17 protein-coding genes, 2 tRNA genes and 1 pseudogene are annotated in these 22,886 nt (G+C 72.3%); 5 read left to right on the forward strand and 15 right to left on the reverse strand.

Annotated elements, in window-relative coordinates; all coding sequences use genetic code 11:
* The first annotated feature begins 20 nt into the window (after positions 1-20).
* Together OHB41_RS23515 and OHB41_RS23520 are read left to right on the forward strand one after the other, a co-directional pair.
* Positions 21-842 (forward strand): YceI family protein, encoded by an 822-nt coding sequence (locus OHB41_RS23515; RefSeq protein WP_266700189.1) that lies wholly within the window; start codon positions 21-23, stop codon positions 840-842.
* A 74-nt stretch (positions 843-916) separates the two neighbouring features.
* A complete protein-coding gene (locus OHB41_RS23520) occupies positions 917-1,387 on the forward strand; it encodes a PPOX class F420-dependent oxidoreductase (protein ID WP_266700190.1) in 471 nt (156 codons plus the stop codon).
* 85 nt (positions 1,388-1,472) lie between these two features.
* On the opposite strand, the gene OHB41_RS23525 is transcribed toward OHB41_RS23520, so the two are convergent.
* The 9 genes from OHB41_RS23525 to OHB41_RS23565 form a co-directional block, all read right to left on the reverse strand.
* A complete protein-coding gene (locus OHB41_RS23525; RefSeq protein ID WP_266700191.1) occupies positions 1,473-2,258 on the reverse strand; it encodes a TetR/AcrR family transcriptional regulator in 786 nt (261 codons plus the stop codon).
* Positions 2,259-2,495: 237 nt separating this feature from the next.
* On the reverse strand, positions 2,496-4,760 hold the full coding sequence (locus OHB41_RS23530) for a glycosyltransferase family 39 protein (protein WP_266700192.1): 2,265 nt from the start codon (positions 4,758-4,760) through the stop codon (positions 2,496-2,498).
* Complete coding sequence (locus OHB41_RS23535; protein WP_266700193.1) at positions 4,757-6,214, reverse strand: bifunctional glycosyltransferase family 2/GtrA family protein; 1,458 nt, start codon at positions 6,212-6,214, stop codon at positions 4,757-4,759. The genes OHB41_RS23530 and OHB41_RS23535 overlap by 4 nt, the downstream gene beginning before the upstream one ends.
* Positions 6,215-6,228: 14 nt before the next feature.
* Complete coding sequence (locus tag OHB41_RS23540) at positions 6,229-7,869, reverse strand: sensor histidine kinase (protein ID WP_266700194.1); 1,641 nt, start codon at positions 7,867-7,869, stop codon at positions 6,229-6,231.
* Entirely contained in the window at positions 7,866-8,606 is a 741-nt protein-coding gene (locus OHB41_RS23545; RefSeq protein ID WP_266700195.1) for a response regulator transcription factor, read from the reverse strand. The genes OHB41_RS23540 and OHB41_RS23545 overlap by 4 nt, the downstream gene beginning before the upstream one ends.
* A 98-nt stretch (positions 8,607-8,704) precedes the next feature.
* A complete protein-coding gene (locus OHB41_RS23550; protein ID WP_266700196.1) occupies positions 8,705-9,634 on the reverse strand; it encodes an amidohydrolase family protein in 930 nt (309 codons plus the stop codon).
* On the reverse strand, positions 9,621-10,055 hold the full coding sequence (locus OHB41_RS23555) for an antibiotic biosynthesis monooxygenase family protein (RefSeq protein ID WP_266700197.1): 435 nt from the start codon (positions 10,053-10,055) through the stop codon (positions 9,621-9,623). The genes OHB41_RS23550 and OHB41_RS23555 overlap by 14 nt, the downstream gene beginning before the upstream one ends.
* 109 nt (positions 10,056-10,164) lie before the next feature.
* A complete protein-coding gene (locus tag OHB41_RS23560; RefSeq protein ID WP_266700198.1) occupies positions 10,165-11,037 on the reverse strand; it encodes a DUF2797 domain-containing protein in 873 nt (290 codons plus the stop codon).
* 93 nt (positions 11,038-11,130) lie between these two features.
* Positions 11,131-11,970: a BRO-N domain-containing protein gene (locus OHB41_RS23565; RefSeq protein ID WP_266700199.1), complete on the reverse strand. Its 840-nt coding sequence runs from the start codon at positions 11,968-11,970 to the stop codon at positions 11,131-11,133.
* A gap of 268 nt (positions 11,971-12,238) precedes the next feature.
* Here OHB41_RS23565 and OHB41_RS23570 point away from each other — a divergent pair.
* Positions 12,239-12,613, forward strand: a pseudogene (locus OHB41_RS23570) (sigma factor); the annotation flags it as partial.
* Positions 12,614-12,921: 308 nt separating this feature from the next.
* Here OHB41_RS23570 and OHB41_RS23575 read toward each other — a convergent pair.
* Both OHB41_RS23575 and OHB41_RS23580 read right to left on the reverse strand, forming a co-directional pair.
* A tRNA-Arg gene (locus tag OHB41_RS23575) sits at positions 12,922-12,994 on the reverse strand.
* A 192-nt stretch (positions 12,995-13,186) separates the two neighbouring features.
* Positions 13,187-13,277, reverse strand: a tRNA-Ser gene (locus OHB41_RS23580).
* 169 nt (positions 13,278-13,446) lie between these two features.
* Between OHB41_RS23580 and OHB41_RS23585 the strand changes: the two genes are divergently transcribed.
* Complete coding sequence (locus OHB41_RS23585) at positions 13,447-14,025, forward strand: SSI family serine proteinase inhibitor (RefSeq protein ID WP_266700200.1); 579 nt, start codon at positions 13,447-13,449, stop codon at positions 14,023-14,025.
* A 312-nt stretch (positions 14,026-14,337) separates the two neighbouring features.
* Positions 14,338-18,573 carry a hybrid sensor histidine kinase/response regulator gene (locus tag OHB41_RS23590; RefSeq protein ID WP_266700201.1) on the forward strand — a complete coding sequence of 1,412 codons (4,236 nt, stop codon included), beginning with the start codon at positions 14,338-14,340 and terminating at the stop codon, positions 18,571-18,573.
* 130 nt (positions 18,574-18,703) lie between these two features.
* Here OHB41_RS23590 and OHB41_RS23595 read toward each other — a convergent pair whose 3' ends face one another.
* From OHB41_RS23595 to OHB41_RS23610, 4 genes are all read right to left on the reverse strand, one after another.
* Positions 18,704-20,347, reverse strand: a complete 1,644-nt coding sequence (locus OHB41_RS23595) for a long-chain fatty acid--CoA ligase (RefSeq protein WP_266706072.1) — start codon at positions 20,345-20,347, stop codon at positions 18,704-18,706.
* Between the two features lie 164 nt (positions 20,348-20,511).
* Complete coding sequence (locus OHB41_RS23600; protein WP_266700202.1) at positions 20,512-21,075, reverse strand: SigE family RNA polymerase sigma factor; 564 nt, start codon at positions 21,073-21,075, stop codon at positions 20,512-20,514.
* Positions 21,076-21,271: 196 nt separating this feature from the next.
* Complete coding sequence (locus tag OHB41_RS23605; RefSeq protein WP_266700203.1) at positions 21,272-22,462, reverse strand: lipid-transfer protein; 1,191 nt, start codon at positions 22,460-22,462, stop codon at positions 21,272-21,274.
* Positions 22,459-22,884 carry a MaoC family dehydratase gene (locus OHB41_RS23610; protein WP_266706073.1) on the reverse strand — a complete coding sequence of 142 codons (426 nt, stop codon included), beginning with the start codon at positions 22,882-22,884 and terminating at the stop codon, positions 22,459-22,461. Before OHB41_RS23610 ends, OHB41_RS23605 begins: the two co-directional genes overlap by 4 nt.
* Positions 22,885-22,886: the final 2 nt, after the last annotated feature.

Here is a 22,886-nt window from a genome sequence, read left to right on the forward strand (position 1 = left end):
AGACAGGCAGGAGAAACGGGATGGGACTGACCGCACGGATTCGTACGCGGGACGGATGGGCCGTGTCGCACGCGGTCGTCACGGTGACCGACATGACCGGGACGCAGGTGCTGCGGGCCGAGGCGGACGCCGAGGGCGCCGTACGGGACGCGGGTGCGCTGACGCCCGGCGCGTACACCGTGATCGTCACCGCGGTCGGGTACGCGCCCGCCGCCTCCAGCGCGATCGTCACGGCGGGCGGACGGGCCGAGGTCGGCACCGTGGTCCTCGCCCGGCAGGGCGGCACCGAACTGCCGCCGCCCGGCCCGTGGACCGTCGACCCCGCCCACTCCTCGGTCGGCGCCGTCGCCCAGCACCTGGGCATCTCCAGCGTGCACGGCCGGTTCACCGACTTCTCGGGCACCATCGAGATCGCCCCGGACGAGGTGGCCAAGTCCCGTGTGGAGGCGGTGATCCAGGCGGCCTCCATCGACACGGGCAACGGGATGCGCGACGGCCACCTGAGGTCCCCCGACTTCCTGGACGTCGAGACGTACCCGCTGATCACCTACCGTTCCACCGGCCTGACCCCGGCCGGCTCCGACCGCTGGACCGTCCACGGTGAACTCACCCTGCACGGCGTCGTCCGTCCGGTGGACCTGGACCTCGCCTACCTGGGCACGGGCGCGGACCCGTGGGGCGGCACCCGCGCGGCCTTCCGTGCGACGGCACAGCTCCACCGTGAGGACTTCGCGATGAACTACAACCAGGTCGTCCAGGCGGGCATCTCAGCGATCGGCACCACGCTGAAGGTCGAGCTGGACGTGCAGGCGGTGCAGGGCGGCTCGTTGCCCAAGATGTGAGGTGCCCCGGATGTGAGGTGACACCCCACGCGGCGGCCCGTTCCCGGGCACGGGACAGCCCTTAGGCTGCCCCCATGGCACCGAACATCGCGACGAACACCTCCGTATCCCGCGACGAACTGCTCGACTTCGTCCGCCCCCGCCACCGCGCCATCCTGCTCACCCGCCGGGCCGACGGCAGCCCCCAGGGCTCGCCGTTGACCTGCGGGGTCGACGACGCCGGCCGCATCGTCGTCTCGACGTACCCCGAGCGCGCCAAGACCCGGAACGCCAAGCGGGACGAGCGGGTCAGCCTGATCGTGCTGAGCGACGAGTGGAACGGGCCGTGGGTCCAGATCGACGGCACGGCCGAGGTCATCGACCCGCCGGACTCCGTCGAACCGCTGGTCGAGTACTACCGGAACATCGCGGGCGAGCACCCGGACTGGGACGAGTACCGCGCGGCGATGCTCAAGCAGGGGAAGTCGATCATCCGGGTCACGCCCGAGAAGTGGGGCCCGGTCGCGACGGGCGGCTTCCCGGCGCGTCTGGCGTCCCAGGAGTAGCCGGGGAGCACCCCGAGACCGCCGGTGCCGCGGCGGTCGGCGTCCGCCCCGCCGGGCGGCCGCCGACCGCCGCGGGGCGATACGGCTAGGCCGTGTCCGCGCCGCGGGCCACCATCGTCTCGATGCCCGCGATCAGCGTCTCCAGGGCGAACGCGAAGTCCCGTTCGCGCATCTCCTCGACCGTGTCGCCGCCGCGTGCCTCCATCAGGTCCGCGGCGCTCTCGAAGTTGACCGAGAACTGCGGCTGTTCACTGATCGTGCTCATGGCCTGGCGGAAGTACTCCTCCTGGCTCATGCCCGCCGAGGCGCAGCGCTGCACGAAGTGGCCCTCGATGGTGCCGAAGCCGTACACGAACTGGAAGACCGCCGAGAGCGCGCCCATCTGGCCGTACGGGGGAAGACCCGTGCTGCGGACCACCTTCTGGACGCAGAGCGAGAAGGCCATGGAGTGCGGGCCGATGTTCAGAAACGTGCCGATGAGCGGTGACACCCAGGGGTGCCGGACCAGCAGGGCGCGGTAGCCGGAGGCCACGGAGCGCAGCTGGTCGCGCCAGTCCTCGCCCGACTCGGCGTCGGGCAGCACCAGTTCACCGAAGACCGCGTCGAGGGCGAGTTCGAGCAGGTCGTCCTTGGTGTCCACGTACCAGTACACGGACATCGCGGTGACGTTCAGCTCGGCGGCCAGCCGGCGCATGGAGAACCTCGCCATCCCCTCGGCGTCCAGCAGCCGCACCGTGACCTCGGTGATGCGGTCCCGGTCGAGCCCCGACGGCTGGCCGCCGCCGCGTGCCGCACCGCCCCGGGGGGCCTTGCCCTCCAGCCAGACACTGGTCCGCGCCGGACGCTTGGGCCGGTCGGCTGCCCTCACCATGGCGTACCTTCCTCGGAACGGGGACTGCGGTCACTCGCGACGGCGGGCCGGAACGCTCCCGTCCGTCCTTCCCGATGCTAAGCGCGCGCTCCACGGAATCCGCCATCGCGGAGTCTGCCCTCTCCCACGCCGTAGCAACGCCGCGGCCACGGAACGGGCGGTGGCCCGGAGCTCGTCGCTCCGGACCACCGCCCCCGTTGAAGACCTCCGGACCACTGCCCGGCGAAGACCTCCAGGTCAGCTCGTCGGCTGCGTCAGGTCGTAGAAGGTGGCCGAACCGACCGTCACCTTCTTGAAGTTGGCCGTGACCCACGAGCTGATCCGGGAGGAGGTGGAGGTGGTGCCCGAGGCGCCGCCACCGCCCATGCCGCCACCACCCATGCCGCCGCCCGAGATGAAGTAGTGGATCCTGCCGTCGGTCACGTACTTCTTGAACTGGGCCAGGGTCGGGGACGGGTCGGTGCCGTTGAAGCCGCCGATCGCCATCACCGGTTTCCCGGTGGCCAGTTGGTAGCTCGCCGAGTTCTGGGAACCGATGGCCGCGGCCGCCCAGGTGTAGTCGTCGGCGTTCTTCGACAGCAGCGTCCTGGCCGCGGAGCCGACGCTCGCGCCGTTCAGCAGACCGCCGGCGCCGGGACCCGCGCCCATGCCGCCGCCACCCGTGCCACCGCCGGGCATGCCGCCCCACTGGTTCCGGCCCTGGGCACGGCCGTTGCCCTGGGTGCTCCCGTCGCCCTGCTGGTTCTGGCCCGGGAAGCCACCGGTGCCGCCCGTCGGGGGCGCGCCCATGCCACCGCCCTGCTGCCCGTTCTGCTGGGTGCCGTTGCCGTTCCGCTGGTTCTGGCCGCCGCCGGGGAAGCCGCCCCGCATACCGCCACCGCCACCGGGACCGCCCGTCACGCTCGCCCCGGACGGACCGGCCGTCACGATGGAACCGGAGTGCCCGGTGTTCACCGTGGAGAGCGTGTACGCCGTCGGGCCGGCGACCGCGGCCACGAAGCCCAACCCCGCTGCCGCGAGCGCCAGATGACGGCCGAGCCGGGTCACGAAGATCAGACCGAGCGCGCCCGTCAGACCGCCGACGAGGACCAGCCACTTGAGCCAGGGCAGGTAGTCGGAGGTGCGGTTGAGGAGGACGTACCCCCAGGCCGCGGACGCGGTGACCGCGCCGGCCAGGGTGAGCGACGCCCACACCCTGCCCCGCTCCTCCCACAGCACCGTCGCGCCCATGCCGACGACGGCCGCGATGTAGGGGGCCAGGGCCACCGTGTAGTACTGGTGGAAGATGCCGGCCATGTAGCTGAAGACGGCCACGGTCATCAGCAGCGAGCCGCCCCAGGCCAGGAACGAGCCGCGGGTCAGGTCGGTCCGCCTCGCCTTCCGGGTGAGGACGATGCCGGCCACCAGCAGGATCAGGGCCGCCGGGAGCAGCCAGGAGATCTGGCCGCCGATCTCGGAGTTGAACATCCGGTCCCAGCCCGTCTCACCCCACCGCCCGGCGGCGCCACCGCCACCGCCACCGACGCTGCCGGTCTCGTCTCCGCTGATGCGGCCGAGGCCGTTGTAGCCGAAGGTCAGTTCCAGGAACGAGTTGTTCTGCGAGCCGCCGATGTAGGGGCGGGAGGACGCGGGCCACAGCTCGACGATCGCGACCCACCAGCCGCCGGCGACGAGCATCGCCGCCGCCGAGAGCCCGATCTGCGCGAACCGTTTCCGCAGGCTCACCTGCGCGCACACCGCGTAAAGCACGGCCAGCGACGGCAGGATCAGGAACGCCTGGAGCGTCTTGGCGAGGAACGCGAAGCCGACCGCGACGCCCGCCCACACCAGCCACTTCGTCCGGCCGTCCTCCAGGCCGCGCAGCACGCAGTAGACCGTGACGGTCATCAGCAGCGCGAGCATCGCGTCCGGGTTGTTGAACCGGAACATCAGCGCGGCGACGGGAGTCAGCGCGCACACCGCACCCGCGATCAGACCGGCCGCCGGGCTGAACCGGCGGCGTACGGCCGCGTACAGGACGCCGACCGTGGCGACGCCCATGAGCACCTCGGGGACGAGGATCGCCCACGAGCCGAGGCCGAAGATCCGCACCGACAGGGCCATCGGCCACAGCGAGGCCGGGGGCTTGTCGACGGTGATGGCGTTGGCCGAGTCGAGCGAGCCGAAGAAGAAGGCCTTCCAGCTCTGGCTGCCGGCCTGGACGGCCGCCGAGTAGAAGGAGTTGGCGTAGCCGGAGGCGCTCAGGTCGTAGAGGTAGAGCAGACCGGTGGCGACGAGCAGGCCGACGAAGGCGGGGCGCACCCAGCGCGGGTCCTCGGGCCGGCCGCGTCGGACGCGGTGGAGGAAGGGCCGCCCGGGCTCACCGGACCGGGGAAGGACGCCGGGTTCGGAGGACTCCCGCGGGGCCGTACCCCCCTGCGCGGCCGACGGGCGTCGCGCGGGAGCCGGGTCCGCGGAGGGATGCGTGTCGCGCTGGTGGCTCGTGTCGGGCTGAGTGGTCATCGTGCGTCCCTCGGATCGTGGTCGTACGGGCGCACCGGCTGCAACTGCACGGTGGCGTCCCCCCAGGTGCGGTCCGCGGCGTCACGGGCGCGGAACCCGTCGGTGTCGTAGCCGTTGTCGCGGATGTTGTCGTGGGCGTTGTCACAGGTGTTGTCGTACGGGGGCGGGGCCGCGGCCGGGGTGTGCTGCGCCACCACCGTCGAGGACGTGCCGTCGCGCCGGTCCGGGAAGACCCAGGCGCGGAAGAGCAGGAACCGCAGCACGGTCGCCGCCAGGTTGGCTGCGATCAGTACCGCCAGCTCGGTGGAGTGCGCGGGGCTGCTCGTCGCCGCGTTCAGCGCGGCGAGCGATCCGCTGGTGAGCGCGAGGCCGATACCGAAGACGACCAGGCCCTGCGCCTGGTGACGGACCGCGCCGCCCCGGCCGCGGACCCCGAAGGTCAGCCGCCGGTTGGCGGCGGTGTTGGCGACGGCCGAGACCAGCAGGGCGAGCGCGTTGGCGACCTGTGAACCCGAGAAGGTCCGGAAGCCGCTGTAGAGCAGCAGGTAGAAGAGCGTGGACAGGGCGCCCACCACGCAGAAGCCGACCAGTTGACGGGCGAGGCCCCCCGGCACGTCGGTCAGGTCGCGGTCGCGCGGGTCGTCCCCGAAGGGGCGCGCGAGCCGGTCGAGCGGCAGCGATCCGGTGCCGAGGGCGCGCCCCACACGCCACACGCCCTTCAGGTCGTCGGTCGCCGTCCGCACGATGTGCACGGTCGAGTCCGGGTCGTCGACCCAGTCGACCGGCACCTCGTGGATGCGCAGTCCGGCGCGCTCGGCGAGCACCAGCATCTCGGTGTCGAAGAACCAGCCGGTGTCCTCGATCAGCGGCAGCAGCACCTGGGCGACGTCACGGCGGATCGCCTTGAAGCCGCACTGCGCGTCCGAGAAGCGGGCCTGCAGCGAGCCGCGCAGGATCAGGTTGTAGCCGCGGCTGATGAACTCCCGCTTGGCGCCGCGCACCACGCGCGAGCTCCGGGCGAGCCGCGAGCCGATGGCGAGGTCGGAGTGGCCGGAGATCAGCGGGGCCACCAGCGGCAGCAGGGCGTTGAGGTCGGTGGACAGGTCCACGTCCATGTAGGCGAGGACCGGGGCGTCCGAGGCCGACCACACGGTGCGCAGCGCGCGCCCGCGGCCCTTCAGTTCGAGTCGGCAGGACCGGACCTCCGGTATCTGCGACTCCAGCCGTGCGGCCACCCGGGGAGTGGTGTCCGTCGACGCGTTGTCCGCGACCGTGATGCGGAACGCGTACGGGAACGTGCGCTCGAGATGCTCGTGGAGTCTCACCACACACCGCTGGAGGTCCTTCTCCTCGTTGTAGACGGGGATCACTACGTCCAGGACAGGCGTACCGGCGGACCCGGCCGGGAGGTGCTCCCGCGCCGGCAGGTCGCCGGGAGAAGAGTCGGTTCGCATGGGAACGACTCTGGTCAGACGCCCTGTTGCACCCATGTGGTGGCGCTGTGCTGTGGCTGTGAGTGCCGTTGCGTCTTTGTTTCCCCGGTCGTCTCCACGATCGGGTCGTGGGTGAGCGCGGGCAGGTGCAGGGTGAACACCGTCCTGCCCGGCACGCTGTCGACGGTGACGGCGCCCCCGTGCGCGGAGGCGACGGCCTGCACGATGGCGAGCCCGAGGCCGGTCGAGCCGGAGGCGCGGGAACGCGAGGAGTCACCGCGCGCGAAGCGTTCGAAGACGCGGGGCAGCAGGTCCGGCGGGATGCCGGGTCCGTCGTCCTGGACGTCCACGCACAGCCACGGCCCGTGCCGGTGCACGCGTGCGGTGACCGTCGTACCGGGCGGGGTGTGCGTTCTGGCGTTCGCGAACAGGTTGACCATGACCTGTTGCAGACGGGCGGCGTCCGCGAGGACGAGCGCGGGTTCGTCCGGCAGCTCCAGCCGCCAGTCGTGGTCCCGGCCCGCCGCCCGGGCGTCGCTCACGGCGTCGACGACGAGCGGTACGAGGTCGGTGCCGTCGTACTGGAGCGGGCGCCCGGCGTCGAGGCGCGCGAGCAGCAGCAGGTCCTCCACCAGCCCGGTCATCCGGCCGGCCTCCGACTCGATCCGCCCGAGGGCGTGCCGGGTGTCGGGCCCGGTCTCCTCACGTCCGCGTCTCGTCAGCTCGGCATAGCCGCGGATCGACGCGAGCGGCGTACGCAGCTCGTGACTGGCGTCCGCGACGAACTGCCGCACCCGCATCTCGCTCTGCTGACGGGCGTGCAGGGCGCCGTGGACGTGGTCGAGCATCCGGTTGAGCGCGGCGCCGACCTGGCCGACCTCGGTGTGCGGGTCGGCCTCGGACTCGGGAACGCGCTCGTAGAGGGTGACCTCGCCGGTGTGCAGGGGCAGTTCGGAGACGCGGGTGGCGGTGGAGGCGACCTTGCGCAGGGGGCGCAGGGCCAGCCCGACCAGGACACTGCCGGCGATGCCCGCCGCGACGAGACCGGCGCCGGTGACGCTGAACTCGACGAGGACCAGGGTGTTGACGGTGTTGGTGACGGTCCTGGTGGGGATGGCGACGTAGTAGGCGCCCCGGGGGCCTTCCCGGTACTCGGCGCGGTACTCGCCGAGGCCCGGGACGTCCACGTTGTGCGTGCCGGTCCTCGGCACGGTGGCGAGCGCGGCCTTCTGGGCGGCGCCGAGCTCCTCGGTGCCCATGTCCTGGACACTGCCGACGGCGGTGGCGTTCTCCTTGGAGACGACCGCCCGGGTGATCACGCCGTTCGACACGACGGCACCGATGGTGTCCGCCTGGTTCGGCCCCCTGGTGAGGAAGTCGAAGACGTCGGTCGACACGATGCCGGCGCCCGCGGACCAGGAGGTCGGGGGTATCCCGGTGCCACCGGCCTGGTTCCCGCCCCCCGGTTTGAACGGGCCGGTGGCGCGCTTGGCGACCTCGCTCAGCGTGCCGTCCAGCTGCTGGTACAGATGCGACCGCAGCGCGAACGTCGTCACCGTCCCGATCACCGCGCACACCACCGCGATCAGCGTCACCGCGGAGACGACGAGCCGCGTCCGCAGTGTGCGCGGCTGTCTCCCCCGCCCCTGCGCACGCGGCCGTCGCCGTCCGCTCATGACACCGCGGGCTTGATCAGGTAACCGGCTCCGCGCCGGGTGTGGATCATCGGCTCGCGCCCCGCGTCTATCTTGCGGCGCAGATACGAGATGTAGAGCTCGACGACGTTGGCCTGGCCGCCGAAGTCGTAGGACCACACGCGGTCGAGTATCTGTGCCTTGCTGAGCACGCGTCGGGGGTTGCGCATGAGGAACCGGAGCAGTTCGAACTCCGTCGCGGTGAGGTGGATGTTGTCCCCGGCCCGGGACACCTCGTGGCTGTCCTCGTCGAGAGTGAGGTCCCCGACGACCAGCGTGGAGTCGGAGCGCCGGTCGGCGGCACCGGAGCGGCGGATCAGCCCGCGCAGCCTGGCCACGACCTCTTCCAGGCTGAACGGTTTGGTGACGTAGTCGTCGCCGCCGGCCGTCAGACCGGCGATGCGGTCCTCGACGGCGTCCTTGGCGGTGAGGAAGAGGACGGGCACGTCCGGCAGTTCACGGCGCAGCCGCCCCAGGACCGCGAGCCCGTCCATGTCGGGCAGCATCATGTCCAGCACCACGGCGTCGGGCCGGAACTCGCGCGCGCTCTGCACCGCGCCCTGTCCGTCCCCCGCGCTGCGGATCTGCCACCCTTCGTAGCGAAGGGCCATGGACAGGAGCTCGGTGATCGACAACTCGTCGTCCACCACCAGGACTCGGACGGGGCTCCCGTCCGGCCTCAGCAGTTCGGTGCGCCCCTGGGGCGAGGTCGTGGTCATAGCGGACACCTTGCTGGGCGCCGCTGAGAGCATCCTTTCGGAGACCTGTGATTTTTCTGAGAAACACACAGGTGCCTCTCAGGGAATCCCTGGGAAGATCACTCGGCGCCGCGGGCAACTCCGCCCCGGGCATCTCCGGACGGGGGCGCGATCCCGAAGAGTCGCGCGCCGTTCTCGTAGCAGACCGCCCTCAGCCAGTCGTCCCCCAGGCCGAGCCGTTCCAGGGCGTGCAGTTGATGGGCGTAGGGATACGGGATGTTCGGGAAGTCGGTCCCGAGCAGGATCCGGTCGCCGAGGTCCGCGAGCCGGGCCGACGCCTCCCGTGGGAACGGCGCGAGCCGCTCGCTGAAGTCGGTGAACGCCATCGTCGTGTCGAACCGTACCTCCGCGTACCGCTCGCCGAGGGCGAGGAACTCCTCGTACTCGGGCATCCCCAGGTGCGCGACGATCAGCCGCAGCCCGGGATGCCGGGCGAGGACCCGGCCGGCGGGCTCGGGCCCGGTGTACTTGCCGGGCGTGGGTCCGGACCCGCAGTGCATCACGACGGGGATCCCGGCCTCGGCGAGCAGCCCCCAACTGGAGTCGAGAAGCCGGTCGGCCGGGTCGTACGCGCCCACCTGGACGTGTGCCTTGAAGACGCGGGCGCCCTGCTCCACCGCCTCCCGCACATACGTCTCGACGCCCGGCTCGGGGAAGAGGGTGGCGGTGTGGAGGCAGTCGGGCGTGCGCCGGGCGAAGTCGACGGCCCAGGAGTTGAGCCATCGCGCCATGCCGGGCTTGTGCGGATAGAGCATCGCCGTGAAGGCCCGTACGCCGAACCCCCGGATCAACGACAGCCGTTCGTCCTCGTCGCCGCGGTAGGTGATGGGCCATTCGATGCCGCCGGTCAGCGGGCCGAGGCCGTCGAAGTAGTCCCACACCTTGCGCAGGACCCGGTCGGGCATGAAGTGGGTGTGGACGTCGACGAGCCCGGGGAGCCCCAGCCGCTCCCAGAACCGCCGTACGTCCTCCGTGTCAGCCGTGCGCACGCCCGGACCCCCCGCCGCGCAGGAACGTGTGGCTGCGCTCGACCTTGGCGACGTGCAGGGAGTACGTCTCGTACCAGTGCTCGCGTCCGTGCCGCTGGGCGGCGAGGTGCTCCAGGTCGGTGCGCCACTGCTCGATGGCCGCCGGGTCACGGAAGTACGCGACGGTGATCCCGAGACCGCCGGGCGTCCGCGCGGAGTCCTCCCCGAGGAATCCGGGGATCTCCCTCACCAGCTCGCCCATGCGCTCGGCGGTCTCGGCGTAGCCGTGGTCCCCCTCGGTTCTCACGGAGGTGAAGACGACCGCGTGGTAAGGGGGTTCGGGGGCGGCGACGGGTGCGACGGATGCGTCGGGCAGGACGGTCGGGACGTCGCCGGCCACATGACCTTGGACGTCGACAGGTGTCCGGGGTTGATCGCTCATGTCGTCCACGATGGTCGTCGGTGTCATTGCCGGTCCACCCCCTTTCCGAAAGGGACGCCAAAGGGATCCGACTCTTGACCTCACGCTCCCCGGCCGGCCGGGCGCATCCTCAGAACAGCCCGTCCTGGACCACGGCGTCCTCCGCGTCGCGGAACTCCTGTACGGGCACGGTGAATCCGCTCGCTCCCGCGGTCAGTTCCCACCCGGTCATGAGCCGGGTGTCGAGTACGACCACGCCCTTCCCGGTCGCCAGGTGCAGATCGGGACCCGCGGCGGCGACCAGCTCTCCGCTCACCGCGCCGCCGCCGGTCAGCTCGCTCACCGCGCCCACGGCTGCCGGGACTCCGTCGAGCCCGAACACCCCGACGTGGTCGACGGCCCGGAAGGGCGCCCGCTCCAGGGAGTCGGGCCAGCCGTCGAGCGCCGCGACGCGCGCGTGCAGCTCCCGGATCTCCTCCAGCCGCTCGGCCGCGTCCGGCAGCGCCGACCGCACCCTTCGCTTGTCGGCGTACCGAATCCGGTCCGGCACCCCGAGCGCGGCCCGCAGCAACTCCTCGGTGCGCCGCGCGGCCATCAACGGCCCCTCTCCCAGCCAGCTGAAACACACGGCGCCCTGCTCCAGCAGTCGCGCCGAACCGCGTGCCGAGCCGGTGATCCCGACCTTCACCATCCCGGGTCCGAACCAGGCGAGGTACACGCGGTACGGACGCGGGTCGTCGGCCATCGTGTCGGCGGCCACGGAGTGCGCCCGGTCCAGCCGCGCGCACTCCTCGCACCGCGCTCCCGTGCTCCGCCCCGACACGGCCGCCCGCACGGGGCACGCGTTCCCACGGGCTCCCACGCATGTCCGGCCGCCGCCGGCCACCACGGCGAAGGCGACACGCTTCCCCGGGGACAGCGCACTCTCCCGCCCGCCACCCCACACCAGCACGGGACCGCCCGCCGACCACCGCAGACCCGAACATCTCCACGTCTGTGCCATCACTCACGAGCGTAGGCGCTGCCACTGACACGCGCCCGGCCCGCCCGCACGGAGCCGCCCACGCCCACCCCCCTCGAACGCCTCTCCGTGTCCTCACCGCTCCCGCGGAGTCATCACCGGCGGCTTCTCGGCCCCCGCCCCCATCCGCCCGGCGATCCGGTCCAACGACTCGGCCACGCGTCCCAGGGCGGCCGCCATCGCGTCCTGGCTCCGGGCGATCATCTGCCGGCTCCGGCCGATCACCTCGTGGCCCCGTGCGAGCGCGTCCTGGCTCCGGGTCACCGCACGCCGCCCATGGCCGGACTCCCGCAGCGGCCGGGTGGCCTCCGCCGCCGGCCGTGCACGCCGGGCCGCCGGCCGATTGTCCCCGGCCGGCAGCGCGTCGCGCTCGGCCGACAACTCGTCGCGCGCCGCCGCCCGCGCCGCGAGTTCCTCGTCCACCAGGATGTTCCGCTCCTCGAACCGTACGAGGGCATCGGCGACCTGCTGAGGCACGACGTAGGCGACGCTCCCGTCTGAGGCGGGTTGCACGGGGGCCGGTTCGAGGGCGTAGCAGCCGTCGCGCTGGACGGTCACGACGGTCTCGGCGACCCAGGCCTTGAAGGGCTCGCACGCGGGCTTGGCGCACCCGTCGACGAGCCTGACGAGCCCCTGCAGATTCACCATCTTCATCGACTTCTTGAGCCTGCGACCCGCGATCCTGCTCAAGCCGTCCGCTCCGTGGACGCCGCGCGCGAGATCCTCCAGACTCTGCCGGCACTCTGCCGCGACATGCCGGAGAAGGGCTTGGCGGGTGTTCGTGTACCCGAGAACCCTGGCCACGTCCGACGCCGCGAACCAGTGCTCTCCGTCCGGCAACGTCACCCTCCGTACCCGCGAGCCGGTCGCCGCGGACACGAAGTCGTCGATGTCGATCGCGTCCTGCTCGTACATCGAGCATCACCTCCACGCCGGAAATTAGGCGAGGAAGCGGGCAACTCCTCTGGACATCAACGACGTTCACCCGATAGGCGACAGAAGGATCGATTCGTCGCAACCAGCCCCACCCGGGAGGGCCGCCGGTCCGACGACGCAGAACGCGGATTCCGCCCAGGACGCGGCACGTCCACCGCCATGTCGCGGCTCCGGAAGCCGTCGGGTGTAACGCGGCGGGACCCCCACGGCGTGTAAGAGGTGACGTTCGACCACGAAAGGACACACGGTGAGGGAAGCACCCGCGGACTACCTGGAGTTCGCAGTCGCCCGCAGCGGGCCTCTGTTCCGGACCGCCTGTCTGCTCACAGGTGACTGGCACCTCGCCGAGGACCCGGTTCAGGAAACTCTCGCCAAGATGTACCGCTCCTGGCGGCGGATCAGCCGTGCGGAATCCCCGGTGGCCTACGCCGACACCGTGCTGGTGCGGACCTTCATCTCCCAGCGCCGCCCGCAGCTCCACCGAGCGCCCCAGCGACCGGCTTCCCGACGCGGCCGGCCCGGGGCAGGACGCTGAGCTGCGGATGGCCCTGCTGGACGGCTTGGCCGGATGACGGCCAAGGACCGTGCCGTGTTGGTGCTCCGCTACTGGGAGGACCGCTCGGGACGTCGGTTGACGTTCAGGCCCCTGCCGGGACCGCCCGAAGATCAACCCACAGCCACCCTGCTCGGCCCTACAGACACACCGTCATACCGCCCGCGATCCACCGACCAGCCGCTACCCGACCACGAACTCGGTCCTGTGATCCGTACGCGCGTGCAGCACGGTCGTGTACCGCCGCCCACGGGAGGGGCGGCGAAGCCCTCCCCAGCGAGTCAAAGATGATCCTGATCGGCGATGTCCGGGGCGTTGATGTCACCCGCTGATGTCAAAGGCCCCGCCGGTTCAACCGGCGGGGCCTTTGAGCTGTGTGCACTCGGCAGGATTCGAACCTGCAACCTTCTGATCCGTAGTCAGATGCTCTATCCGTTAAGCTACGAGTGCCTGTTCTGTTGTTCTATCGCTGTCCCGCTTCCGGGCTTTTGACCCGCTCGCGGCGACAGGAAGAACATTACATGACTGCCGCCGCCATGTGAAATCCATTAGCCACACCCCTTGTGAGCTGGGCAAACGCGCTTCCGGGGGGCGTAACGCCGAAGCCCCGGTCCAGAGGGACCGGGGCTTCGGATCTTGCTGCGGAGGCGGAGGGATTTGAACCCTCGATGGGCTTTAAGGCCCAAACCGCATTAGCAGTGCGGCGCCATAGACCGGACTAGGCGACGCCTCCAGCACTACCGCCCGCGCGAGCGCGGGTGGTGCGTTGCAGATGATGACACAGCCGGGTGGGCTGTCACCAATCGGCTCCTACGGTACTAGGCAGGCGGGCCGCAGAGCAAAGCCCCCCAGGCCCTCGGGGCGTCGCGCAACCGCGTGGGGCGCGGGGCGTTAGTCAGGTCATGTCGCGTCCTTCCGTCACCATCTCCCGGCCCCCTCTCTCCTCCCGGCTCCTCCTCTCCCCGCGGCTCGCGTTCGTCACCGCCGCCACCGCCGTGTCCGTCTCCGCCGTGCTGTCCGCCGTGCCCGCCGCCGCACACGCGGACGCCGGGGCGGGAGAAGGCCGGCACAGCGAGGCCACGCGTCCGCAGGCGCCCCGCACGGGATCCGTCCTCGCCGTCCTGATGCCTCCGCCGGTCCGCGCGGACGACTCCGGGGACCGGCTGACCGTCACCGTCCGCCACCTGACAGGCACCGGCGACAGAACGTACGACCTGCGGTGTCATCCGGCCGGCGGCAGCCACCCCGCCCCGGAGCAGGCGTGCGAGACGCTCGACCGGCGGACGACCTGGGGGAAGGACCCCTTCGCCCCCGTCGCGCCCGGCACGATCTGCACGATGGTCTACGGGGGACCGGCCACCGCCCACGTGACCGGGACCTGGGCCGGCCGGCCCGTCGACGCCCGGTTCGACCGCGCCGACGGGTGCCAGATCGCCCGCTGGGACGCCCTGGTACCGATGCTGCCGGACACCGGTGCGTAGTAGCGCGGTACCGCTGCCGGACCCCGGCGTGCGGTGGCGCGGTTGCCGCTGCCGGACGGTGGCGTGGTGGCCACTGCCGGACCGCACCGGGGTCCGGCGGAGGGCATAGCAGGATCATGGTTCGGGGGAGGGCGAAATGCACAGTCACAGGTTCTACGTCTCATCTGCGTCGGTTCTGCGTGCGACCTCCCTCTCATCCGGCATCGCGAGCGGAACCTCTGCCCGTAGACTCCCTCGCGTGACACGCTGCGGGCAGGTTGGCAAGATGGCCCTCGCGGTCGGCAAGGTGCGGTAACAGGGAGGAAGCGTCTCGTGAGCAGCAGGCCATCCCGAGGCGCTGCTCGCCTCGCAGCCATACTGGACGCGCTGCCCGACGCGTTGGTGCTGGTCAACGCCAATGGGACCGTCGTCAACGCCAACACCATCGCCCTGGAGGCCTTCGAGGCCCCGGGCACCGCTCTGGTGGGACGGGGCCTGCTCGATCTGCTCCCCCAGTTCGACTCGCGGCTGATCCCCGGGTCCATGCGCAGGCCCGACACCATCGACGAGCGCGGGCGGACCAAGCCGACCCGGATGGTCGCGCGGCGGACCGACGGGAGCGAGTTCCCGGTCGAGGTCACCAGCGCGAATCTGGAGGACGGCCAGCAGGCCTACGACAGCCACGGCTACACCGCCGACGAACTGCTCATGCTCGTCGTACGCGATCTGTCGGGCACCGTCGACACCGAGGCCGAACTCGCGCGTTCGCAGCGCCAGACCGAGATGATCCTGCGGGCCGCGGCCGAGGGCGTCGTCGGGACGGACACCGAGGGGCGGGTCGTTCTGGTCAATCCGGCGGCCGCCCAGATACTGGGATACCGGGCCAGCGACCTCGGCGGGCAGGACCTGCACTCCCTCATCCTGCACTCGCGCGCCGACGGTGAGGCCTTCGCGTACGAGGAGTCCCCGCTCGCCGACACCCTGCGCTCCGGGCGCAAGCACCGGGTGCGCGGGCAGGTGCTGTGGTCCAAGTCCGGGGCCAAGGTCCCGGTCGACCTCACGACCGCTCCGGTCCGGGACGGGGACCAGCTCGTCGGCGCCGTGATGACCTTCACCGACCGCCGGCCGTACGACACCCTCGTCGAGGAGAAGGACACCGAGGCCACCCGGCACGCCGAGGAGCTCGCGCGGATCGGTGAGGAGCACGCCGGGGAACTCGACGCGCTGCGCGAACAGCACGCGGCCGAACTGGCCGAGGTGCGCGAGAGCCACGAGGAGGAACTCGCCGCGGGCGACGAGCGGTACGCGGCGCTCGGCGAGCGCGAGAAGGACCGCTACGAGGCGCTGGCCGCCCGGCACGACCAGCTGCTCGCCGTGCTCGGGCAGTCCCTGCGCGGGCCCCTCGACCAGCTGCGCGGCGAACTGTCGAAGCTCGCCGCCGACGACGCCGGTCAGCTGTGGCCCGAGGCCAACCAGGTCCTGCACCACCTCGCCGCCGGCTACTCGCGGATCACGACGCTGGTCGACAACGTGCTCGGCTACCAGCGGCTCGACTCCGGCGCCGAACAGATCGTCCGTACGAACGTCATGCTCGACGCGGTCGTCGCGGCCGGTGTCGACGGCGCCGTCGAACTGATCGGGCCCGGGCGCGTGCAGTTCGCCGTGCACGCGCCGCCCATCGAGGCCGAGGTCGACGCCGGGCTGCTGGCGAGGGCCCTCGCGCATCTCGTCGCGGACGTCGCGGGCGTCGACGCGACCGGCAACACGCCGGTGTCCGCGGGCGGCTACATGGACAACACCGTCGTGGTCGCGGCGGCGCAGCGCGGCGAGGTCGTACGGATCGAGGTGCGCGGGCCGTACGCCGGGGGCGACCCGGTGCACGAGCCGATCGTGCGCGGGATCGTGCGCGCGCACGGCGGTGTGCTGCAGACGCACGAGGTGCCCGGCATGAGCGGCAGCGCGTTCGTGCTGGAGGTGCCGATCGGCACCGGCGCCGGGGCGGTCGTGCCCCCCGTCACGGCCATGCCGCAGATCGAGGCCCCGGTCTCCACCGGCGCCGAGGTCGCGCTGCCCGAGCAGGCCTCGCACCAGGGCGGTGGCAGGCGGCGCGCCCGGCGGTCCTCCGTGGACGCCTTCCTGGAGAGCGAGGTCGCCGCCGCGGAGCCGGTGGCGACCGAGAGCGGCGCGGTCGCTCCCACCGGACGGCGCCGCCGGCGCGCGGCCGGCGAGCAGGGCGCCGTCGAGGTGTCCGTGCCCGCGCAGGGATCGGGCGCCGAGCTCTCCGGTGACGACGGCTCGGGTGGTACCGGCCGTCGGCGCGGGCGGCCGAGTGCCGTCGAGGACGCGGGTGACGGCGGGACCGAGGCCGTCTCCGAGGGCGCGGTCGTCATGGCGGGCGAGCACGGGGCGGGGACCGCTGCCGTGGGTACGGGACTGGGTGGGACGGTGCCTCCGCAGGGAGTGCCCGTGCCGTCCGGGCCGGCCGGGTCGTCCGGGCGGCGTGCCCGGCGCGACGGCGAACAGCACGCGCTGCCGCCCGCGCTGCCCGTGGCCGCCGGCGCTCCGAACGCTCAGGGTGCACCGGGCGACCAGGGTCTGCGCGAGGCCGGCGGGACTGCCGAGGGTTCCGGTACGCAGGCCGGCGGGCGGCGCCGGCGCGCGCTGGCCGCGGCGGCCGAACGCGCCGCGGCCGCCCAGGAGACCGGCGCCCGTCCCGCGTTCGCGCTTCCGCCCGCGGACGCGGACCGTTCACCCGAGTACATCCAGGCCCAGCAGGCGCAGCAGGCCCAACTCGCCCAGCAGCGGCTCCTGGAGCAGGGCGGCGACGCCGTCGGCGCCGGGCACGTCCACGGCGGCGAAGGCCGTCACGACGTGATGTCCGCCGGCTCGGCCGACGAGCACACCCCGCCCCAGCCGCACCCCGTTTCCGCGCCGTCGGGTCGGCGCCGCGCGCAGCAGGCGCCGGCTCCGGCCCAGCCGGGCACGGTCCCGCCGGGTGCGGTTGCGCCGGGTGCGATCCCGTCGCCCCAGGTCCAGTCGGCGCCGGTCCAGCAGGGTGCCGTCCCGCCCGGTGGCCGGCCCGGACCTGCGGGAGCACCCGCGCAGGGCGGCGTCCCGGCACAGTCGCCCCCCATGCCGGGACTCCCCGGACAGGCCGTCCCCGCGCAGGCCCGGCCCGCCGCGGCCGCGGCACCCCAGGCCTGGCCGGCCCCGAACACCGAGGACACCTCCGGTGTCGGGGCCCCCAGCCCCGTGCGGCCCGGCGCCCCCGCGGCCCCCGTGCCTCCCGCCGTGGCCGCCTCCCAGCCGCAGCTCCGGCCGGAGGGCCCTGCCCAGGGCGCCCCTCTGCCACCCGAACTGCCCGCGCAGCCCCAGCCCCCGACGCGACCCCAGCCGCAGGCGCAGGCACGGATCGCCCAGCCGCTGCCCGCCGAGGCCGCCGCGCCCGTCGACCCCAACTCGACGCAGGGCCGGGCGATCAGCGTGCGGACGCTCGGGCAGGGGGTCCCGTTCGCCCGCCAGGCCGCCCCGAACGGATCGCAGGCACCGTCGCAGCCGCAGTCCGCCACGCCTCCCCCGCACCAGACGAACGGCTCCGGCCGCCGCCGCAAGCTCGGTACACCCCCGGAGCCCGTCGTCGAGCGCCCGGAGACCGCGGCCCGTGCGCACCCGACGGCCGGTCAGACCCCCGGGGCCCGGCCGCCCGGCGCGACCGACGGCGCGGGACGTTCGTACGCCATAGGAGCCCCGGACAAGAACGCCGACGAGGGCCCCGAGCCGCTGGACGGTCCCGGCGGCGCGGTCGAGGTCGCCGACCAGCCGCACCCGCGGCCGGTGGACGACGAGCTGCCGCCCGAGCCGCTGGACAACCCGCGCCGGCTGCTGGTGTGGCCCGCTCCGGACGTGACGACCCAGCAGGCGCTGAGCGACCGCGGGTACCGGCCCGTCATCGTGCACTCGCGCGAGGAGGTCGACGCGCAGATCGCCGCGTTCCCGGCCGCGCTCTTCGTCGACCCGCTGACCGGTCCGATCACCCGCACGGCACTCCAGTCGCTGCGCCAGGCCGCCGTCGCCGCCGAGGTGCCGGTGCTGGTGACGGCGGGGCTCGGGCAGGCGACGCGCGAGGCGGCATACGGCGCCGATCCCGCCGTACTCCTGAAGGCGCTGGCGCCCCGGGACTCCGAGCAGCACCCGCCGCGCGTGCTGCTCATCGAGGAGCACGCGGAGATCGCGCTGGCGCTGACCTCGACCCTGGAGCGGCGCGGCATGCAGGTCGCGCGGGCGTCCACGGACGAGGACGCGGTGACGCTGGCCTCGCAACTGCGGCCGAACCTGGTCGTGATGGATCTGATGCAGGTACGGCGCCGGCGTGCCGGAATCGTCGACTGGCTGCGGGCGAACGGGCAGTTGAACCGCACCCCGCTCGTCGTCTACACCGCCGCGGTCGACCCGGCCGAACTGCCGCGGCTCGCCGCGGGGGAGACGGTACTGTTCCTCGCCGAGCGTTCGACCAGCGCCGAGGTGCAGGACCGGATCGTCGACCTGCTGGCGCGGATCGGCACCAACTGACCTCGCGCGCGGCGCGCTCCGGCGTCCGTGGAGGGCCCTGCCTGTGTGCGGGGCCCCGGCGTCCGTACGGTGATGACCTGTGCGTATGCCGGGCGGGGAGCCGTGGAGGCGCCCGCCCGGCGTAGGGGGGTCAGAGCCTGGTCACGTCCAGCGCGCCCTCGGCGTACTGCCTGCGCAGCACCTTCTTGTCGAACTTGCCGACGCTCGTCTTGGGGACCGCCCCGATGATCGTCCAGCGCTCGGGGAGCTGCCACTTCGCGATCCTGCCCTCGGTGGCGAGGAAGGCGCGCAGCGTCGCGAAGTCGGCGGTGGAGCCCTCCCTGAGGACGACGGTGGCGAGGGGGCGCTCGCCCCACCTGTCGTCGGGGACTGCGACGACGGCGGCCTCGGCGACGTCCGGGTGGGACATCAGCGCGTTCTCCAGGTCGACCGAGGAGATCCACTCGCCGCCCGACTTGATGACATCCTTGGCGCGGTCGGTGAGGGTCAGGAAGCCGTCGTGGCTGATGGTGCCGACGTCACCGGTCTTGAGCCAGCCGTCCTCGCTGAACTTGTCGGCGGGCCGGAGGGGTTCGGTGCCCTGGCCGCCGTAGTACGCGCCGGCGATCCACGGACCGCGCACCTCCAGCTCGCCCGCGGACTCGCCGTCCCAGGGGAGCCGTTCGCCGCCGGGGCCGGTGAGACGGGCCTCGACACCGGCCGGGAAACGGCCCTGGGTGAGGCGGTAGGCGAACTCCTCCGCGGTGCCCACGACACTGGCCGGCGGCCGGGCGACGGTGCCCAGCGGGGACGTCTCCGTCATGCCCCAGGCGTGGCAGACCCGCATCCCCAGCTTGTCGAAGGCCTCCATGAGCGAGGGCGGACAGGCCGAGCCGCCGATCGTGACCTGGGTGAGGGAGGAGACGTCCCGGGGCTTGGCGTGCAGTTCGCCGAGCAGTCCCTGCCAGATGGTGGGGACGGCCGCGGCGTGCGTCGGCCGTTCGGCCTCGATCATCTCGGCGAGCGGCGCCGGCTGGAGGAAACGATCCGGCATGAGGAGGTTCACGCCGGACATGAACGTGGCGTGCGGCAGCCCCCAGGCGTTGACGTGGAACTGCGGGACCACGACGAGGGAGGTGTCCTGGTCGGTGAGGCCCATCGACTGGGTCATGTTGACCTGCATGGAGTGCAGGTAGATCGAGCGGTGGGAGTAGACGACGCCCTTGGGGTCGCCGGTGGTGCCGGAGGTGTAGCACATGGCCGCGGCGGCGCGTTCGTCCAGCTCGGGCCAGTCGTACGCGGTCGGCTTCCCCGCGATGAGCTCCTCGTACTCGTGCACCCGCACGCTCGCTCCGGCGAGCAGTGAACGGTCGCCGGGACCCGACACGACGACGTGCTCCACCGTCGGCAGATGGGGGAGCAGGGGTGCGAGCAGCGGCAGCAGGGAGCCGTTGGCGACGATCACGCGGTCGGCGGCGTGCCGGACGATGAACACCAACTGCTCGGCGGGGAGGCGGAGGTTGAGGGTGTGCAGGACCGCGCCCATGGAGGGGATCGCGAAGTACGCCTCGACGTGCTCGGCGTTGTTCCACATGAGGGTCGCGACTCGGTCGTCGTCCACGACGCCGAGGTCCTCGCGCAGCGCGTGCGCCAACTGGGCCGCACGGACGCCGATCTCGGCGTAGGAACGGCGCTGCGGCTCTCCCTCACCCGTCCAGGTGATCACCTGTGATGTGCCGTGGATGGCCGACCCGTGGGTCAGGATCCTCGAGATCAGCAGCGGTACGTCCTGCATCGTGCTCAGCACGGCGTCCTCCCGGGGGCGACATTGCCTACGCGGTGTTAAGGGTTGCGCTGATTCTGCGCACATACCGCGCGGTATGTCACTAGTTCCGGGCGATCGATCAGCTCACAGGGGCCGAACGGCCACCGGGGGGATCACAGAACACCGGTCCGGTGTCAGCGCACGGGCTCCAGCTCGGGATCCTCACGCAGCTTGCCGAGCGCCCGCGACACGGCCGACTTCACCGTCCCGACGGAGACGCCGAGCACCTCCGCCGTCTGCGCCTCGCTCAGGTCCTCGTAGTACCGCAGGACGACCATGGCCCGCTGCCGCGCCGGCAGCTTCATGATCGCGCGCCACATCGCGTCACGCAGCGCCTGCTGCTCGGCGGGGTCCCCGGCCGGCACCCCCTCGGGCTCCGGCAGCTCGTCGCACACGAACTCGTCGACCTTGCGCTTGCGCCACTGCGACGTCCGGGTGTTCAGCAGCGCCCGCCGTACGTAACCGTCGAGCGCCCGGTGGTCCTCGATCCGCTCCCACGCGACATACGTCTTGGTCAGCGCGGTCTGCAGCAGGTCCTCCGCGTCGCTCGGGTTGGGGGTCAGCGACCGGGCGGTACGCAGCAGCACCGGCTGACGCGCCTTCATGTACGACGCGAACGACGGGTAGGACGGATACGACGGGTACGGGAAGGTCCGCGTCGCGACGTTCGCACCGCTGGTGCAGACGGGTGTGGTCATGACTCCACGCTAGGAGTGACCCCTACTCCTTCGGATCGGCCGCAGGTCCCGAAGCGATGTCCCCCTCAGGTTGTAGGAGGGGGGCCCGCTCCACCTCCTGAGGGTGGACGAGCGGCGCCCGCACCCTGAGGGTTCACCCCTGAGAGACCCGTACGGCGGTGGTACGGCGGCCGCCGCACAGGGCTCCGGAGCGTCCTCACGAGACCCCGGGCGCCTCTTCTCCCCCGTCCGTCCCCAGGATCAGCCCCGAGGTGGGAACCCCGGTACCCGCGGTGACCAGGGTGCGGCGGGCACCGCGTATCTGGTTCACGGAGGTGCCGCGCAGCTGCCGTACCGCTTCCGCCACCCCGTTCATCCCGTGCAGGTACGCCTCCCCGAGCTGCCCCCCGTGGGTGTTCAGCGGGAGGCTCTCCGCGGCGACGAAGTCCGCGGCCTCCCCCGGTCCGCAGAACCCGAACTCCTCCAGCTGCATCAGCACGAACGGCGTGAAGTGGTCGTACAGAATCCCCACGTCGATGTCCGCGGGGGTCAGGCCCGAGGTCCGCCACAGCTGCCGGGCCACCACTCCCATCTCCGGCAGCCCGGTCAGATCGTCCCGGTAGAAGCTCGTCATCTGCTCCTGTGCCCGGCCGGCGCCCTGGGCGGCCGCCATGATCACCGCGGGCGGCCGCGGCAGGTCCCGGGCCCGCTCCACCGAGGTGACCACCAGCGCCTGGCCGCCGTCCGTCTCCTGGCAGCAGTCCAGCAGTCTCAGCGGCTCCACGATCCACCGCGAGGCGGCGTGCTCGGCGAGGGTGATCGGTCTGCCGTGGAAGTACGCCGCCGGGTTCGTCGCCGCGTACTTCCGGTCCACCACCGCGACCGGGCCGAAGGCCTCGGGCGTCAGCCCGTACGTGTGCAGATACCGCTGGGCCGCCATCGCCACCCAGGAGGCGGGGGTGAGCAGCCCGAACGGGAGGGCCCAGCCGAGCGCCACCCCCTCGGCCGACGGCTCCCGCTGCTGCACCCCGGCGCCGAATCTCCGTCCCGACCGCTCGTTGAACGCCCGGTAGCAGACCACCACCTCGGCCACGCCCGCCGCCACCGCGAGCGCCGCCTGCTGGACGGTCGCACAGGCTGCGCCGCCCCCGTAGTGGACCCGCGAGAAGAAGGACAGCTCGCCGATCCCGGCCGCCTGGGCGACGGTGATCTCCGGGCTGGTGTCCATCGTGAACGTCACCATGCCGTCCACCTCCCCCGGCGTCAGGCCCGCGTCGTCGAGCGCCGCCCGCACCGCCTCCACGGCGAGCCGCAGCTCACTGCGCCCGGAGTCCTTGGAGAACTCGGTGGCCCCGATCCCGACGATCGCGGCCCGTCCGCCGAGGCGGTCCCTCGTCCGCACGCTCATGCCGCGCCCCCGGCCGGGAGGGTGACCGTCACCGTCGCGGTCACATGTCTGCCGATGCCGTTCGCGCCGACGACCCGGACCGTCGCCGTGTCGCCCGAGACCTCCTCGACCGTGCCGGTCAACACCATGGTGTCGCCCGGGTAGTTGGGTGCGCCGAGCCGTATGGCGACCTTGCGCAGGACGGCGTGCGGCCCGAAGTGGTCCGTGATGTACCTGCCGACCAGGCCGTTGGTGGTGAGGATGTTCATGAAGATGTCGGGGGACCCCCTTCGCCGCGCCAGCTCCGGGTCGTGGTGCACGTCCTGGTAGTCCCGCGAGGCGATGGCGCCGGCCACGATCAGCGTGCGCGTGACCTCGATCTCCAGCGGCGGCAGTTGGTCACCGGGCCTGGCCGTCGGCAGTTCGTCACCGGATTTCGTCATCG

The sequence above is a fragment of the Streptomyces sp. NBC_01571 genome (assembly GCF_026339875.1).
Lineage (GTDB): Bacteria > Actinomycetota > Actinomycetes > Streptomycetales > Streptomycetaceae > Streptomyces.

Coding starts and splice junctions, on each gene's coding strand:
- OHB41_RS23610 (WP_266706073.1), bottom strand. CDS start 22,884: ATGACGAAATCCGGTGACGAACTGCCGACGGCCAGGCCCGGTGACCAA.
- OHB41_RS23515 (WP_266700189.1), top strand. CDS start 21: ATGGGACTGACCGCACGGATTCGTACGCGGGACGGATGGGCCGTGTCG.
- OHB41_RS23600 (WP_266700202.1), bottom strand. CDS start 21,075: ATGACCACACCCGTCTGCACCAGCGGTGCGAACGTCGCGACGCGGACC.
- OHB41_RS23605 (WP_266700203.1), bottom strand. CDS start 22,462: ATGAGCGTGCGGACGAGGGACCGCCTCGGCGGACGGGCCGCGATCGTC.
- OHB41_RS23545 (WP_266700195.1), bottom strand. CDS start 8,606: ATGACCACGACCTCGCCCCAGGGGCGCACCGAACTGCTGAGGCCGGAC.
- OHB41_RS23560 (WP_266700198.1), bottom strand. CDS start 11,037: ATGGCACAGACGTGGAGATGTTCGGGTCTGCGGTGGTCGGCGGGCGGT.
- OHB41_RS23520 (WP_266700190.1), top strand. CDS start 917: ATGGCACCGAACATCGCGACGAACACCTCCGTATCCCGCGACGAACTG.
- OHB41_RS23585 (WP_266700200.1), top strand. CDS start 13,447: ATGTCGCGTCCTTCCGTCACCATCTCCCGGCCCCCTCTCTCCTCCCGG.
- OHB41_RS23530 (WP_266700192.1), bottom strand. CDS start 4,760: ATGACCACTCAGCCCGACACGAGCCACCAGCGCGACACGCATCCCTCC.
- OHB41_RS23565 (WP_266700199.1), bottom strand. CDS start 11,970: ATGTACGAGCAGGACGCGATCGACATCGACGACTTCGTGTCCGCGGCG.
- OHB41_RS23525 (WP_266700191.1), bottom strand. CDS start 2,258: ATGGTGAGGGCAGCCGACCGGCCCAAGCGTCCGGCGCGGACCAGTGTC.
- OHB41_RS23555 (WP_266700197.1), bottom strand. CDS start 10,055: ATGAGCGATCAACCCCGGACACCTGTCGACGTCCAAGGTCATGTGGCC.
- OHB41_RS23535 (WP_266700193.1), bottom strand. CDS start 6,214: ATGCGAACCGACTCTTCTCCCGGCGACCTGCCGGCGCGGGAGCACCTC.
- OHB41_RS23595 (WP_266706072.1), bottom strand. CDS start 20,347: ATGCAGGACGTACCGCTGCTGATCTCGAGGATCCTGACCCACGGGTCG.
- OHB41_RS23540 (WP_266700194.1), bottom strand. CDS start 7,869: ATGAGCGGACGGCGACGGCCGCGTGCGCAGGGGCGGGGGAGACAGCCG.